Here is a 16,121-nt window from a genome sequence, read left to right on the forward strand (position 1 = left end):
TGTTTTAAAACATCTATAGGAGAGTTATAATCAAAGTTAATTAAAAAAATGTATATTTCTATATATTATAAGAAGTATTTAAACTCCCCAAAACAAAATAATGCAATTAAATGAGTTTTAAATACCATATATTAATTCTAATTAGCTTCTCTTTTTCTATTATAAATGCACAGGATAAAAAATCTTTTAAGGTAAATACCATCGCATTTTATAATGTTGAAAATTTATTTGATTTTGAAAATGATCCAATCACGTTTGATGATGATAGAACTCCCGATGGAAAAGATCATTGGACTGAAGAAATTTATAATGCTAAACTTAAAAACATGGCAAAAGTAATTTCTGAAATCGGAAAAGATGTTACTGGCACTACACCAGCTATTATAGGCATTTGTGAAATTGAAAATAGAAGGGTGTTAGAAGATTTAGTGAATCAAGAACCTTTACTTTCTAAAGATTATGGAATTATACAATTTGATTCACCCGACAGAAGGGGAATCGATGTCGCTTTATTATATCAGAAAAAACTTTTTACTCCAACAAATTATAAAGCACATGAACTCATTATATATGATAACAATGATGCAACTAAAAGGATTTTCACTAGAGATCAATTATTAGTGAGTGGAATGTTAGATGGTGAAAAAATTCACTTTATTGTTAATCATTGGCCTTCACGAAGTGGTGGAGAAGAAAGAAGTAGGTCTAAAAGAATAAAAGCTGCAAAACTGAACAGACAAATAATTGACTCATTATATAGCGATGATCCGTATGCAAAGATTATTACAATGGGTGACTTCAATGATGATCCAACTAATCCAAGTGTAAAAGAGTTTTTAAAGACAAAAAAAGATAGAGAAGACCTAAAAATGAAGGAACTGTACAACCCTATGGAGAAGATGCATAAAAAAGGATTAGGGACTTTAGCCTGGAGAGATGGATGGAATTTATTTGACCAAATGATTCTTTCTACAGAATTACTTAAAAAGGATTTTTCTACCTATCGTTTTTATAAAGCTGGTATTTATGATAAATCGTATTTAGCAAATCCTAGAGGGAAATATAAAGGATATCCTTATCGTAGTTTTAGTAATGGTAGTTTTACTGGAGGATACAGTGATCATTTTCCTGTCTACCTTTATTTAATAAAAGAACAATAAAAAAAAGCTTCTGAATTATCAGAAGCTTTTTTTATTGCTTATATAAATTTAGAGCCATTGTGCCCATGGAATTCTGCTTAATATTAAAATTAAGGCAATGGTATAAAATATAGTAATTACTTTAAATTTTCTTTTTGAATCTTCTTTCTTTTTATGTTTAGAAAATCCAATTGTAATTAAAACAACTGCGATTAACATAATTAAAGGATGCTCAACTACAAAGAGTCTTTGAATAGCGTTTTTCATTACTTCTCCAATTCCATTAGTACTTATTGCTTTTAATCCATTTGGTGACACAAAGAATAAAATAAGTCCTAATAGTACTTGTAAATGAGTTACGATTAATGCAAAAAGAGAAATACGTAAATCTTTAGCTCCAAAATTACGATTAGAGAAAAGACCTAGAAGCCCATTTAAAGTTGCAAGAATAATAATTAATAAGGTTAAATAAGCCCAATAAGAATGAATTAATTGAAGTGTTGTATACATAATATTAGTGATTAGTTAGATTCAAATATATGCATATTAAACTAAAAAAACGCCTTGATTTCTCAAGGCGTTTTTAATATTTAAATAAAAGAAAATATTAGAACTGGAATTTTAAACTTCCATTAAATGTTCTTCCGTTTCCTAAGTAATATCCAAAAGCATTTCTTTGGTTAACATAAGCAGTGTTAAATACATTGTATACGTTTCCTCTAAATGTAAGTTTGTTATTTCCAAGCTTAAATTTATAAGTTAAACCAACATCTCCTAGAGTATAAGAGTCTAATCTTTCAGGTTGATATACAGTACTAGGTGTAGAAGTCGCTGCATCTACTACATCATCAGCATCAACAAATTCATATAAATCTGAATAGATATTATAAGATCCATCTACAGATAAGCTTTCACAGATGTTAACCGTTAATCCTAACCCTGTAGAAGTTTGTGGTGCATTACCAACTTTAGTTCCAGATAAATCAAGCGAACTTTCTTCATTAGTTAAAGTAACAAATTCGTTTGTTTCATCATTTTGCTTTGTTCTTGGGGATTCTCCATCATATTTCCAATTTCCAACTGAAGTATACCAATGTAATTTCCATATTCCATTTCCTGGTCTATAAGCAACATCTGTTTCAAATCCCATATGTTTTTGACTAACATCTGATAATCTATTAGTGAAAAAAGTTTCAACTCCATCTACTAATTCTTGTGTTCCATATTGTACAAATCTATTTCCCCATTCAGTATGATAGAAATCTACATTAACTTTTAAGTTTTGATTTTTAAAACGGTAACCTGCTTCAAAACCTAAGATTTCTTCATTGTCTACGTCTGGTTTTACAATATCATTAGATCTTCTAATATCAGTAAAGATATTATCTAAGAAAGGTTGACGTGAGAAAAGACCTGCATTTGCAAATATTGTATGGTTTTCATTAAAGTTATAGCTTAAACCACCTTTTACATTATAACCTGTTTTAGATAATTTATCAGATTTTCCTTTTCCTTCTCCATCTGAATCAGCAAAATGACCTTCTCTTTGGTAAGTTTGAGAAGAAAATGCACCTTGTACAAAAACAGAAAAGTTATCGTTAGCATATTCTATTTGTCCAAATCCACCAATATAATTAATGTCTTCAGAGTAGTTATAAGAATAACGTTGATCATCATCTGCAAAATTAAATAATGCACCCCAAGGATCAGCTTCAAATTCTTCAGTTATCACGTAATCATCTGGACGATCAAGACCATAATTATCATTAAAACCAGAAAGTCCTAATAAATCATTTATTTGTCTAAAGTGATCTCCATGATACAATCTACTATCAACCCCTACATTAAATGTCCAGTCGTTAGATTCTATATTTAAATTAGAAAGTAAACCATACCAGTTATGGTTATTTACAGAAGCTCTTCTTACATATGAACCTCCAAAACCAGCTATACCATCTGCATCAGCGTTTGCGATATTGTTTTCAACAATTTGATCAAAGTCTATTTCATCTCTGTCATTTCTTACTCTACCACTACCAAGACCACCTGTTCCACCACCACGGCCCCAAGAAGCATAAAGTACTGTAGATAAATCCATTGATTCATTAATATTGAAATCCCAGTTTAAATTGGCAACTGGCTTATGGTAATAGTTTCTTCTTTCAGTATAACGTTCTCCATCAAGAAAACCTGAATTTGCATTTTGCTTTTGTCCTAGTAATTCATAATCCTCTAAATCATCAGAGAAATTTTGATCGTGCCATTGTGGAGCACCTGTAATTAAGAAGTTTAAAGCATGTTTGTCATTTGGTTTGTACCCAACAGAAAACATATAGTTTTGTCCTTGACCTGCAGTACCAATAGAATACTTTCTATGTGCTTGCCAGTGATCAACTAATACAGAAAAAGCCCATCCACTCTCATTCAGACCAGAATCGTAACTTACTGTACTTTTAAAATAACTATCATTACCCGCTAAGAAACGTGCAAATCCACCTTCTTTTTTATTTGTAGTTTTTGATACGATATTAACTGTACCACCTACTGAAGAAATAGCTAATTTAGAAGAACCTAAACCACGCTGAATTTCAACTACATTTGCAACATCAGACATACCTGACCAGTTAGACCAGTACATTCTTCCGTCTTCCATTCCATTAATAGGTTGTCCATTTAATAAGAATGCAGTATTAGTTTGATCATAACCTCTTAAGAAAATTTGACTATCACCAAATCCACCTGCTTGATTAGCAACATATACTGAAGGAGTATTTTTTAAAGCTTCCGTAAACTCAACGTTACCAGTTGCTTTTAATTGGATTTCTCTTCCTGAAATACTTGAAACAGCTACAGGAGTAGCTCTTCCAGCTGCAAGATCAATTACACCAGTTCCAATTACTACAACTTCGTCAAGAGCGTTAGCATCACCTTCCAATGAAACTGTTCCTAAATTAGCTGTACCGTTTGTTAATGTGTATGAAACACTAGTAGAAGTATAACCAAGGTAAGATATTACGATAGTCCCACTATTTCCAGTTACATTTAACGAAAAATTTCCGTCAAAATCTGCTATAGCGCCATTATTTGCGCCTTCTTCGATAATATTTGCTCCTGATAATGAACCTCCTAGGTCGCTATCAGAAACTGTACCTGTAACGGTTCCTTGAGCAAATGAGATTGCGCTCATAAGTAAAAAGGAAACCATTAAATTAAAAGTAATTTTTTTCATCATTAATTGTTGTTTTGTTGTTGGTGCAAAAATAAAAATAATAATTTTATTATTTACAAAAATACATTTCAAATAAATCTTATTTAACATAAATATAATATGTTATTAAAAATTTATTAACACTCTCATTATTAATACATTAAAAAGAAATGCAGTCAAGTTTTTCCTTAAGAGGTGAAATATATTTATAAAAAGAAGGTCGCAATGAATCTGCTAAAGGCTTAGATGACGGCAAATCTTGCCTAAAAGGATCCACTTGTTTGCCATTTTTCCAAAAACGATAACATACATGAGGTCCTCCTGAATTACCCGTAGTTCCTATCCAACCAATTACATCTCCTTGTCTAACAAAATCACCTACTTTTGCATTCCTCTTTTTCATATGCAGGTATTGAGTTTCATAGGTGCTATTATGGCGGATTTTTACATAATTTCCATTGCCTCCTCTGCGCTCAGATTTGGAGACAGTCCCGTCTGCTGTAGCTAGAATTGGAGTGCCATAAGGTGCCGCAAAATCAGTCCCTTTATGTGCTCGAACTTTATAACCATAATATTTAATGCGTCGTTTTAAATTATAACGAGAAGAAATTCGACTAAACTTTACTGGAGATTTTAAAAATGCGCGCCTTAAGTTATTTGCTTTCTCATCAAAAAAATCAGATGAATTATGAAACGAATCGTCAACAAAATTAAAAGCAAATAACGGTTTTCCTCTGTGCTCAAAGTATACCGCTTTAATGTCATCTAATCCTGCTGAAATTGTATCATTAATGAATTTTTCAGAATAAATTACTTTAAAACGATCTCCAGGTTGTAGTCTAAAAAAGTCGATAGTCCAGGCATAAATATTTGCAAATCTATCTGTCATGTAAGGACTTAAATTTTGATCCTCCATTGTTTGTGAAAGTGAACTTGTAATAATTCCTGACGCTGATTTTTCTATAATCGTAACAGGTTTTCTTTTATTAAAAGAAGTAATACTATCTCTTAAGTCGATCACAGCGTAGTCTACTCTATTTTTTTCATAAATAAATACTTGGGCTGTATTTAAACTATCTTTTGAGTTAAGTATAACGTAAGGTTTCCCAATTTTTATTCTTCTCACATCGAAGCTATCTTTAATTTTGGTGGCTGCTTCATATATTTTACTTTGAGGCACATGATTTTCATCTAAAATTGCACCAAATGTATCCCCTGAACGAATCGTATCTCTAATAACTCGAAAATCGTCTAGATTAAAACCATATTCAATGTTTTTCTTTTTGACAATTAAATTCTCAGCGGAGATATCATCTTCTTTTAAATCTGAAGAGCAGGCGAAAAAGAAAAGTAGGATGGGGAGTAATAAATATATATTTTTCAAAAGTGTTGCTTGATTTTTTGAGAGGTTAAACGTTATGACCCCAGTTTTTTAATTCTTGTTCAGTCCATAATTCAGGGAAGAATATTCTACGTTGGTACTTTGGATGCATATATTTTGTCCAATCACTACCCCCTGTTGCTTCTTCTACTTCTGTATTTTTATTTCCACCAGACAAATAATACCTCGCGGCATTGTAATGAGCTAATACCCATGTGATGTTTACGGTATGATCATAATGCCTCATGGCTTTTCGTAGGGCATCATCTTCTTTTACTTCTTTGGGTAATTCCTTAAATTTAGCATATAAATTTATGGTGTTATATTCTTGGGTAAAAGCAATAAATTCATTTTTATACTTTTCTTCAAAAGAAGATAATAAATAACTTTTTTTACCTGTTTTATAATCTTTCCCTGCAGCTTGCCAGTATAAATGTTCAAGAGCATGTTCATAAGGAGTGTTTCTATCTATGGTATCTCTAAACCTAGCATCGATTAAATTAATTAGATCGGTGGATGCAAATTCGATTTTTCTATATAATGCGCTTTGGAAACCACTTGCTGGTGTTAGCGTAGTTCTAAACTTCATATATTGTTCAACCTCCATTCCTTCTTGCATGATTGAAAAAGAGGAAGTAAGCATATCAAAATAGCGACTAATACGCATTAGTTTTGAAGAAAAGAAAGAGGCGGTTATATGTTCATTATGCGCTACCTGCTCAATTTCCCAAAGAATCATTTTAAATAGGAGTTCATTAATCTGATGGTACATAATAAATACCATTTCATCAGGCAAAGTTGTTCTTTGTATTTGAAGATTTAATAATGCATCTGTTTGTATATAATCCCAATAAGTGATAGGCTCACTATAAAGTAGGCCTTCTAAATGTGTCTCTACATCTTGACCAATTGCAGTATACTTCTCTTCTAGTTGCTCTAATAATTTTAAAGTTTCTGGTTTGATTGCCATAATTAATTAATCTACTTGGATTTTAAATGAATGACTTAGTCCTTTAAATTCAGTTAAAGAAGCCTTTAATGAACCTACAGCTAAATCTGCTTTTATTAGTAAAGGGATTTTGTTATCATCATCACTTACCCATACTGTAAGGCTTTCTTTCTCTTTAAAGACTCTTCCAGATTGAACATATGGTCGAAATATTAAGCAGGAAACTTTTCCAAATGCTGTATTAATAACTTCTCTCCCTAGAAATTTTAGTTTGAATTTATAATTTTCCTTATCAAAAAACATATCCATCTCTAACTCATCCCCTTTTGATAAATTGCTTGTATCTAAATTATTTCTTAGATAATATAAAGCTGAAACCATATCTTGAGTTTCACTAGGAAAAGATACAGTTGATTTTTTGTTATGCTTTTTATTATTTATTAATGCTTTTTGAGTACCATGGTCAAAATCAATTTGAATATCCTTTGTGTGCCCTCCTTCATTAATTTTTCTAATAAAACGGTATGGGATATCTTTTTCCTTATCAATATATGATTGATATATATCTTCTACTTTAAAGAAAAACCTTGAAAGACCTGTAGTTTTTCCTTCCCCTTTTACATGAAAAACTTCTTTTCCATTAATATGGGCATTATCTACTTCTAAAGTTGCGTATCCTGCGGTTACAAAACCATAGTGCACTCTGAAGTTCAACCATTCACCTGTGTCGTAGGATTTTTTAGTTGTTTGACTAAAAACAACCTGGCCCAAAAATAATAATAGTATAAAAAATTTATTCATCCATAAAGTTTTAAAGATATAGTCTTTAAAACAACATCTATTCCAAAAATTAATAAACTACCTTTTAGTCGATAGTTTATTAATCTGTTACGTTAATTTATAAAGTTCCTCTTAATGCTTGTTCTCTTTCAATTGATTCGAACAACGCTTTAAAGTTTCCTGCTCCAAATCCTTGTGCTCCCATTCTTTGTATTATTTCAAAAAATAAAGTTGGCCTATCTTCAATAGGTTTTGTAAATATTTGCAACAAATACCCTTCTTCATCTGCATCAACTAATATAGATAGTCTTTGTAATTCATTAATATCCTCTTTCATTATATCCATATGCACTCCTAATCTACCAGGAATTTCATCATAATAAGATTGTGGTGGTGGTGGTAAAAATTCGATTCCTCGTGCTTTTAATTTAGCTACTGTTTTAATAATATCATCTGTAGCTACAGCAATATGTTGTACCCCAGAATCTTCATAGAAATCTAAGTATTCTTCAATTTGCGATTTTTTTGCAGCTTTTGCAGGTTCATTAATTGGAAATTTTATTCTTCCATTTCCATTACTCATCACTTTACTCATTAAAGCTGAATATTCTGTATGGATCTGTTTATCATCAAAAGATAAAAAATTGACAAAGCCCATCACATCCTCATACCACTTTACCCAAGTATTCATTTGTCCCCATCCAACATTACCAACCATATGATCAATATATTTAAGGCCTACAGGTTCTGGATTATAATCTGATTTCCATTCAACAAACCCTGGCATAAATGTTCCTTTATAGTTTTTACGCTCCACAAACATATGTACCGTTTCTCCATAGGTATAAATCCCAGCTCTTATAACTTCACCAAATTCATCGGTTTCAACGATTGGTTCCATATAAGACTTCGCGCCTCTTTTAGTCGTTTCTTCGTAGGCACTTCTTGCATCATCAACCCAAAGGGCTATAACTTTAACACCATCCCCATGCTTAACTATGTGTTTGTTAATTGGAGATTTACTATTTAATGGAGTCGTTAATACTATTTTAATTTTATCTTGAGTTAAAACATAACTCACGCTGTCTCTTGACCCTGTTTCCAGACCTTTATAGGCATAAGATTGAAATCCAAATGCTGTTTTATAAAAGTGGGCTGATTGTTTTGCATTTCCAACATAAAACTCAACATAATCCGTTCCTAAAAGAGGCAAAAAATCTTGTGCTCCTTCAAATATTTTCTCTAAACCGTAGTTTACTGATTTTAGTTCTTTACTCATTTTTTTGTTTTTTTTATTCTATCCAAGATTTATAATAATCTTCATCTGCAATTTTCATTGCTTCTTCTGTTACTTGTAATGGTTTAAACGTATCTACCATTACAGCCAGTTCTTCTGTGCTTACTTTACCAATACTTCTTTCGACAGCTCCTGGGTGTGGTCCGTGAGGTATGCCTGCTGGATGAAGAGATATATTCCCGGGCTCAACATCATTTCTACTCATAAAATCTCCATCAACATAATACAACACCTCATCACTATCAATATTGCTATGGTTATATGGCGCCGGTATTGACTTCGGGTGATAATCGTATAATCTTGGCACAAAACTACATACAGCAAAAGCACTTGTCTCAAAAGTTTGGTGTACTGGTGGTGGTTGATGTATTCTACCAGTTATAGGTTCAAAATCGTGTATTGAAAAAGCATATGGATAATTATAACCATCATATCCAATTACATCGAAAGGATGCGTGGCATAAACCATTTCAATGATTTCGTTTTGTTTTTTTACTTTAATGATAAAATCGCCTGTTTTATTATACGTTTCTATGGTTTCTGGTCTTCGAATGTCCCTTTCACAAAAGGGAGAATGCTCTAATAATTGTCCAAACCAATTTCGATATCTTTTCGGAGTGTAAATTGGGCTATAAGATTCAACGATAAATAAACGATTATCTTCTGAGTTAAAATCTATTTTATAAATAATACCTCGAGGAATTAATAAATAATCTCCATACTTAAAATCTAAATTTCCAAGCATTGTTCTTAAGGTTCCCGTCCCTTTATGAATAAAAATTAATTCGTCTGCATCTGTATTCTTATAAAAGTATTCTGTTTTTTTGTTTTTTGGTGCTGCTAATATTATATTACAATCACTATTTGTTAGCACTACTTTTCTACTTTCTAAGTAGTCATTAATTTGAGGTATTTGAAACCCTCTTAATTTATACGATTGTATGTTGTTAGCTTTCGCAATTTTTGGAGCTATACTGTATTGTTTTTTAATTTCCTTAACTTGTGTAGGTCTATGTTCATGGTACATGTTACTGGACATTCCATCAAAGCCAATAGTTCCAAATAGTTGCTCGTAATATAAACTCCCATCTGGCTTTTTAAATTGAGTGTGTCTTTTGGGAGGAATTTTCCCTAATTTATGATAAATAGGCATAGTGTAAAATTAACGTTAGTACTTATTGTTGTTTTTTCAAAGAATGCGTACTACTCAGGGTTTCTTTTAATAAGAAATTTTAATTTTATTAGTAAATAAGTCCATTCTTTCTCTACCATTCAACAAATATCGTAAAATTTTGCATCAAATTAAGTATGAAAACTTTAAAACCTAAACCCAGCAGTTATATACCATTCTCCTTCATCTAATTCTGGAGAAAAAGAATATTTAATTTCTATTGGACCAATAAAAGTTTCTAGCCCTAATCCAACTGCATATCCTGTATAATCTACACTATCTATCCAATCCTTTGTAGAAAACAAACGATCTCCAATATTTGCTATGTTTGCGGCAAAATTTATATGTCCTTTTTTAATTACTTCATAATCTAACGTTAGGGTAGATTTTAAAAAAGTATCTCCCCTAAAACTTAAAGCCTCATAGCCATATAAAGACAGAATATTATTTGTTTCTTTAAACCCATATCCTCCCACAAAAAAATCGAATGAATTGTTTGTAGACCCTCCTATTTTGACACCACCTTCAGCTGAAATCAATGCTGTTAACTTTTTAAAAAATGTTTTTGCAAATCCAACTTTTGCTTTTGCTATAGAAAATTCCTTAACATCAATATCTTTATCTAATGTAAAAAGGTACAAGTGAAAATCGCTTTCAAAAATAAACCCCTTTTTTGGAAAAAATTTATTATCAAATGTGTCAAATTTTAATGTCCCATAGGTACTGATATAGTTATTGTTTTCGAACACTGTTCTTGGAATATTATCTTCATCTAATCCAATAGTATTCGAATGGTATTTTAACCATTTATGCTCTACTCCTAAACGTACTAAATAACTTCTTTTAAAAAGTGTTTGAACGAAAACCTGATTTGTTAAATCTGAATAATTTAAGTTGATCTCATTTATTTGCGAATTAAGTAATGGTAATCCCTCTGGAAATAAAAATTCAACATCTACATTTTTATCAAAGGTATTCAAGCTTGAATTTAAACCGAGGCTCCAATAAAACCCTTTATCTATATAATAATTAAAATTATAACGAATATTATCTCCAATAATAAAATCGAATGAAGCTACATCGTTATTAGTAAACACTCGTTTTCTAGTAATATTTACTAAGGCTGCAGACTTATACAAATCATCATAGTGAGCTGCTATTCTTAATAACATTTTTGAATCACTCTCAATTACATTAAACCTAACTGTTATAGCCCCTTCATCATCATGAATAAATCGATAATTAATACCTTGAAAATTTCCAGTTGCAGAAAGATTATTTACCCCTTCATTAAATTCTTGATACGAAGTTATAGCTGGAGTCTTTAGTTTAAGTTTCCCTAAAATATACGACCTTGAATAATTTTTATTCCCTTCGATTTCTACTTTTTTAATTAAAAGAGCCTCATTTGTTTCAAAGGAAATATCAATTCCTTTTTTTCTTTCTGAAGTAATTTCAGAAGAGCTCTGTCTAATCGCTAATGCTTCTAATTGCTCTTTAAAATTAGTTGCTTCTTTAATACCTGAGTCAATAATCTCTCTTCCTTCAGCAAATGAAACTAAATTATAATCATCAATATTAGGGTGAATATACAGGTCTGTATTTTTTCGTTTTTCGATCATACCCTCAACAGTATTGAAGTTACTTATCTGCACAAAAACATCGAAAGCTGTATTTAGTTTTTCTTTTGTTTTAAGGGTATCCTGTACATCAACACCAATGATATAATCTGCGCCTAATTTTCTCACTTTATCTACAGGGTAATTGTTTGACACGCCACCATCGACATAAATTGAATCATTAATTTGCACTGGGCTAAACAACGTTGGAATTGCGCCACTAGCTGTAATTGCTTTAGCTAAATAACCCGAGTTTAGGGTCACTTCTTTTCCTGACTCTATATTGGTTGCTATACAAAAAAATGGAATAGGCAACTCGTTAAAATCATCTATTTCGCCTACATGACTTGTTAATTTTGACAGTAAATTATATAGGTTTTGACCTTTAGATATTCCTTTCGGGAATGAGACTTCGAATTTATCGAAAGGTAAGGTTAAAGCATATTTTTCAGAATCATCTCTTTCATAAAAAGTTTTAGCTCTTCTTGGAATTTCATCTTGTATAAGCATACTAAAGTCTATCGCTTTAAAAATAGAATCTAATTGATGTGCAGAATACCCTGAAGCATATAAAGCTCCCACAATCGCTCCCATACTTGTTCCTCCAATATAATCGATTCTAACGCCTGCTTCTTCGATTACCTTTAACACTCCAATATGTGCAAGTCCTTTTGCGCCCCCTCCACTTAACACCAATCCAACTTTTACATCATTGGTTTTTTTTTCAGAATCTTGCGTTTGGGAAAACACAAAACTTGAAACAAATAATAGTATGATTAATAAGTAATTCTTCACTTTAATGTTTGAAAATGAGTACTAATTTTTTTTGCTCTACTAACTCCAACAACTTCTGTTAAACTTTCAACATCGGCTTCCATAATACGTTGGGTACTTTTAAAATGTTTTAATAAATCTAAAATAGTTTTTTCACCTATTCCAGGAATCGTTTCTAACACAGTGTTTAACGCTTCTTTACTTCGTTTATTTCTATGAAACGTAATCCCAAAACGATGGGCTTCATTTCTTAATTGTTGAATAATTTTTAAAGTCTCCGATTTCTTATCTAAATATAAGGGAATTGGATCGTCTGGGTAAAATAATTCTTCTAATCTTTTCGCTATCCCAACAATAGCAATTTTTCCTCTTAAATTTAATGTATCTAAACTTTTTAATGAGGATGATAACTGACCCTTCCCTCCATCTATGATGATAAGTTGTGGCAATGGTTGCTTTTCATCTAACATTCTTTTATATCTGCGGTACACCACTTCTTCCATCGAAGCAAAATCATCTGGCCCTTCTACGGTTTTTATATTAAATTTACGGTAGTCTTTTTTACTCGGCTTACCGTTTCTAAAAACTACGCAGGCTGCAACAGCATTGGTTCCTTGAATATTACTGTTATCAAAACATTCAATATGTCGTGGTTCCTCATTTAAACGTAAATCCTTTTTCATTTGTGCCATGATTCTGTTTTCATGACGATTAGGGTCTGTTATTTTTACTTGCTTAAAACGCTCTAAGCGATAGTATTTTGCATTGCGTTCAGATAAATCTAATATATGTTTTTTGTCTCCTACTTTAGGAATATACACTTTTATATTTTCTCCCACATTAACAGAAAAAGGGACATAAATTTCTTCACATAAGGATTGAAATCGCTGACGAATTTCTATAATAGCTAGTTCTAATATTTCTTTGTCCGTTTCTTCTAACTTTTTCTTTATTTCTAAAGTATGTGATCGAATGATAGATCCATAAGAAATTTGAAGGTAATTAACATACCCAAAACTAGCATCTGATACAATAGAAAACACATCAACATTATTAATCTTAGGGTTAACAATCGTAGATTTTGATTGGTAATTTTTAAGCGTATCTATTTTTTCTTTAATTTTTTGCGCTTCTTCAAAATGAAGATTCACAGCTAATTCATTCATTTGTGTTTTAAACGAATGTAAGGACTCTTTAAAGTTTCCTTTTAATATATTTCGAATCGCATCGATCGTATTATTATATTTTCCTTCAGAATAATAATCCTCACAAGGCCCCAAACAATTCCCTAAGTGATACTCCAAACACACTTTATACTTACCTGTTTTAATATTTTTATCTGAAAGATCATACTTACAATTCCGAAGAGGGTACAATCCATTGATTAGCTCTAAAAGCGTATGAACAGTTTTCATACTGGTATAGGGTCCAAAATATTCAGAACCATCTTTTATCATTCTTCGCGTTGAAAATACTCGTGGAAAACGTTCGTTTTTAATACAAATCCAAGGATATGTTTTATCATCTTTAAGCATGATATTATATCGAGGCTGGTATTTTTTAATGAGGTTGTTTTCTAACAATAAAGCATCAGTTTCAGTAGCAACCACTATATGTTTAATGGTTACTATCTTTTTAACTAATAATCTTGTCTTTCCATTATCATGCGTTTTTGTAAAATAAGAAGCTACTCTTTTTTTTAAATTTTTGGCTTTCCCTACATATAAGATTTTACCTTCACTATCGTAATATTGATATACCCCAGGTTTATTGGGTAATGTTGAAGTTTGTAATGCGATGGAAGGATTTGGCATAGCTCAAAGATATAGGATGTTTTTCTTCCTTGAAAGGCTTTCAAATCAAAAAATGAGTAAAATAAATATTTAACAATTGCTTTTCTTTTTATTAAATTAGCAAAAGCGAAATGAATTTATGAATATAGCTGTTTTATCAAGGGGTTCTTCTTTATACTCTACTAAAAGTATTATTAATGCGGGTGCTATTAAAAAGCACACCATGGAAGTTTTAGATCCAACTTATTGTACTTTATCCATTGAAAACGGGAATCCTATTGTACGATATTATGATGAAATAATTGAAGATTTAGATGCTATTATTCCTAGAATTGGAGCCTCAAATACCTATTTAGGTTCTTCCGTGGTAAGACATTTCGAATCTATGGGTGTGTTTTCTGTTGTCTCTCCTGAAGCAATTTTACAATCTAGAGATAAATGGATATGTACTCAAATACTTTCAAAGGCAAATGTACCAGTTCCTAAAACATTTTTAGGGAATGCATCTGATTTTGACACGATTCTTTCTGAATTTAATAGAGCGCCCATTATTATAAAAATTTTAGAAGGCACCCATGGAAATGGCGTAATTTTAGCTGAAACCTATAAAAGTGCGCTGTCTACAATGCAAACGTTGCAAACAGCAAATGTTCCTTTTATTGTTCAGGAGTTTATTGAAGAATCAAATGGCAGTGATGTTCGAATTATTGTTATTGATGGAGAAGTAGTTGCCGCTATGAAAAGACAGTCAAAAGATGGTGATTTTAGATCTAATTTACATCGAGGAGGATCTTCAGAAATAATTAAACTTACCCCTGAGGAAGAGCATATTGCAATAAAAGCTGCGAAGGCATTAGGATTGGGAGTTTGTGGTGTTGATCTTTTACAATCTAAAAATGGCCCATTGGTTCTTGAAATTAATTCTACTCCAGGACTAGAAGGGATAGAAACCACAACAGGAATTAATATTGCTCAGAAAATGATTAGCTATATTGAAAGAAACAAACGTTAATATGACCGATAAAAAGGAAGATGTATTATTAATTCTTGGAGAAAAAATTGGTTTAGGGGAAAGTAAAACCATCGATTTCAATATTGCTAAATTATTTACAACCACCAAAATTGAAATCCCTATAATTATAGAACGAGCAACCCTGCCTGGTCCTATAATATTAATAACCGCAGCCATACATGGGGATGAAATTAACGGCGTTGAAATTGTACGTCAATTAATCGCACGAAAAATTAATAAACCCAAAAAAGGCACTATAATTTGTATCCCTATTTTAAATGTCTTTGGGTTTTTAAATACAAGTAGAGCTTTTCCCGATGGCAGAGATTTAAACAGAACTTTTCCTGGCACTAAATCAGGTTCTTTGGCGAGTAGAGTTGCTTATTATTTTACGAATCAAATTCTTCCTCATGCAGATTATTGTTTAGATTTTCATACCGGTGGTGCTAGTCGATTTAATGCAGCTCAAATACGCATTAAGCCTGGAGATGACAATCTATTAAATTTAGCAAAAGTGTTCAATGCTCCTTTTATAGTGTATTCTAATAATATTAAAAAAAGTTATCGTTCTACCTGTGATAAAATGGGCATCCCTATCATACTTTTTGAAGGAGGAAAGTCGCTTGATTGTAATAAAGAAATTATACGCTATGGAGTAAATGGAGTGAAACGTTTTTTAGATCATCTGGAAATGTTACATGACAAAATTAAAGTAAAGCCTACAAATAAAAACACGGTCATCATTGAAAAAAGTAAATGGATTCGTGCACAGCGAAGTGGTTTATTACACACAAAAATAAAATGCAATAAATTTGTACATATAGACGAAGTATTAGCAACAATTACTGACCCTTATGGTAAAATGCGATTTAAAGTACTCGCAAAAAATGATGGGTTTATTATAAATGTAAATCAAGCTCCCATTGTACATCAAGGGGATGCTATTTTTCATATATCTACTAAAAATGATTTTTTTATAAATGAAGAATAAAGAGAAA

At 31.5% G+C, this 16,121-nt stretch carries 12 protein-coding genes; 3 read left to right on the forward strand and 9 right to left on the reverse strand.

From position 1 onward, the window contains the following. Window positions 1-110 precede the first annotated feature (110 nt). On the forward strand, window positions 111-1,160 hold the full coding sequence (locus ABXT64_RS04760) for an endonuclease/exonuclease/phosphatase family protein (RefSeq protein WP_443634352.1): 1,050 nt from the start codon (window positions 111-113) through the stop codon (window positions 1,158-1,160). Between the two features lie 48 nt (window positions 1,161-1,208). Here ABXT64_RS04760 and ABXT64_RS04765 read toward each other — a convergent pair whose 3' ends face one another. The 9 genes from ABXT64_RS04765 to uvrC form a co-directional block, all read right to left on the reverse strand. After that, entirely contained in the window at window positions 1,209-1,649 is a 441-nt protein-coding gene (locus tag ABXT64_RS04765; protein ID WP_443634354.1) for a hypothetical protein, read from the reverse strand. A gap of 97 nt (window positions 1,650-1,746) precedes the next feature. Beyond that, window positions 1,747-4,371: a TonB-dependent receptor gene (locus tag ABXT64_RS04770; RefSeq protein WP_443634355.1), complete on the reverse strand. Its 2,625-nt coding sequence runs from the start codon at window positions 4,369-4,371 to the stop codon at window positions 1,747-1,749. Between the two features lie 136 nt (window positions 4,372-4,507). Further along, window positions 4,508-5,731: a peptidoglycan DD-metalloendopeptidase family protein gene (locus tag ABXT64_RS04775; protein WP_443634357.1), complete on the reverse strand. Its 1,224-nt coding sequence runs from the start codon at window positions 5,729-5,731 to the stop codon at window positions 4,508-4,510. Between the two features lie 25 nt (window positions 5,732-5,756). Further along, the gene (locus ABXT64_RS04780) at window positions 5,757-6,698 is read right to left on the reverse strand and encodes a tryptophan 2,3-dioxygenase family protein (RefSeq protein WP_443634359.1); all 942 of its coding nucleotides are present in this window, start codon (window positions 6,696-6,698) and stop codon (window positions 5,757-5,759) included. A 6-nt stretch (window positions 6,699-6,704) separates the two neighbouring features. After that, window positions 6,705-7,478, reverse strand: coding sequence for a DUF3108 domain-containing protein (locus ABXT64_RS04785; protein WP_443634360.1), 774 nt, complete (start codon window positions 7,476-7,478; stop codon window positions 6,705-6,707). A gap of 97 nt (window positions 7,479-7,575) precedes the next feature. Then, window positions 7,576-8,736: a 4-hydroxyphenylpyruvate dioxygenase gene (gene hppD, locus ABXT64_RS04790; protein WP_443634361.1), complete on the reverse strand. Its 1,161-nt coding sequence runs from the start codon at window positions 8,734-8,736 to the stop codon at window positions 7,576-7,578. A 13-nt stretch (window positions 8,737-8,749) separates the two neighbouring features. After that, window positions 8,750-9,907: a homogentisate 1,2-dioxygenase gene (locus ABXT64_RS04795; protein ID WP_443634363.1), complete on the reverse strand. Its 1,158-nt coding sequence runs from the start codon at window positions 9,905-9,907 to the stop codon at window positions 8,750-8,752. 164 nt (window positions 9,908-10,071) lie between these two features. Next, the gene (locus tag ABXT64_RS04800) at window positions 10,072-12,339 is read right to left on the reverse strand and encodes a patatin-like phospholipase family protein (RefSeq protein WP_443634364.1); all 2,268 of its coding nucleotides are present in this window, start codon (window positions 12,337-12,339) and stop codon (window positions 10,072-10,074) included. Next, a complete protein-coding gene (gene uvrC, locus ABXT64_RS04805; protein ID WP_443634366.1) occupies window positions 12,336-14,132 on the reverse strand; it encodes an excinuclease ABC subunit UvrC in 1,797 nt (598 codons plus the stop codon). Before uvrC ends, ABXT64_RS04800 begins: the two co-directional genes overlap by 4 nt. Before the next feature lie 118 nt (window positions 14,133-14,250). Between uvrC and ABXT64_RS04810 the strand changes: the two genes are divergently transcribed. Both ABXT64_RS04810 and ABXT64_RS04815 read left to right on the forward strand, forming a co-directional pair. Continuing rightward, window positions 14,251-15,123: an ATP-grasp domain-containing protein gene (locus tag ABXT64_RS04810; protein WP_443634367.1), complete on the forward strand. Its 873-nt coding sequence runs from the start codon at window positions 14,251-14,253 to the stop codon at window positions 15,121-15,123. 1 nt (window position 15,124) lies between these two features. After that, on the forward strand, window positions 15,125-16,114 hold the full coding sequence (locus ABXT64_RS04815; protein ID WP_443634368.1) for a succinylglutamate desuccinylase/aspartoacylase family protein: 990 nt from the start codon (window positions 15,125-15,127) through the stop codon (window positions 16,112-16,114). The last annotated feature ends 7 nt before the right edge of the window (window positions 16,115-16,121 follow it).

Origin of the sequence: Candidatus Marifrigoribacter sp. Uisw_064 (assembly GCF_047730175.1) — a bacterium.
In the GTDB taxonomy this organism is placed as follows: Bacteria; Bacteroidota; Bacteroidia; order Flavobacteriales; family Flavobacteriaceae; genus Marifrigoribacter.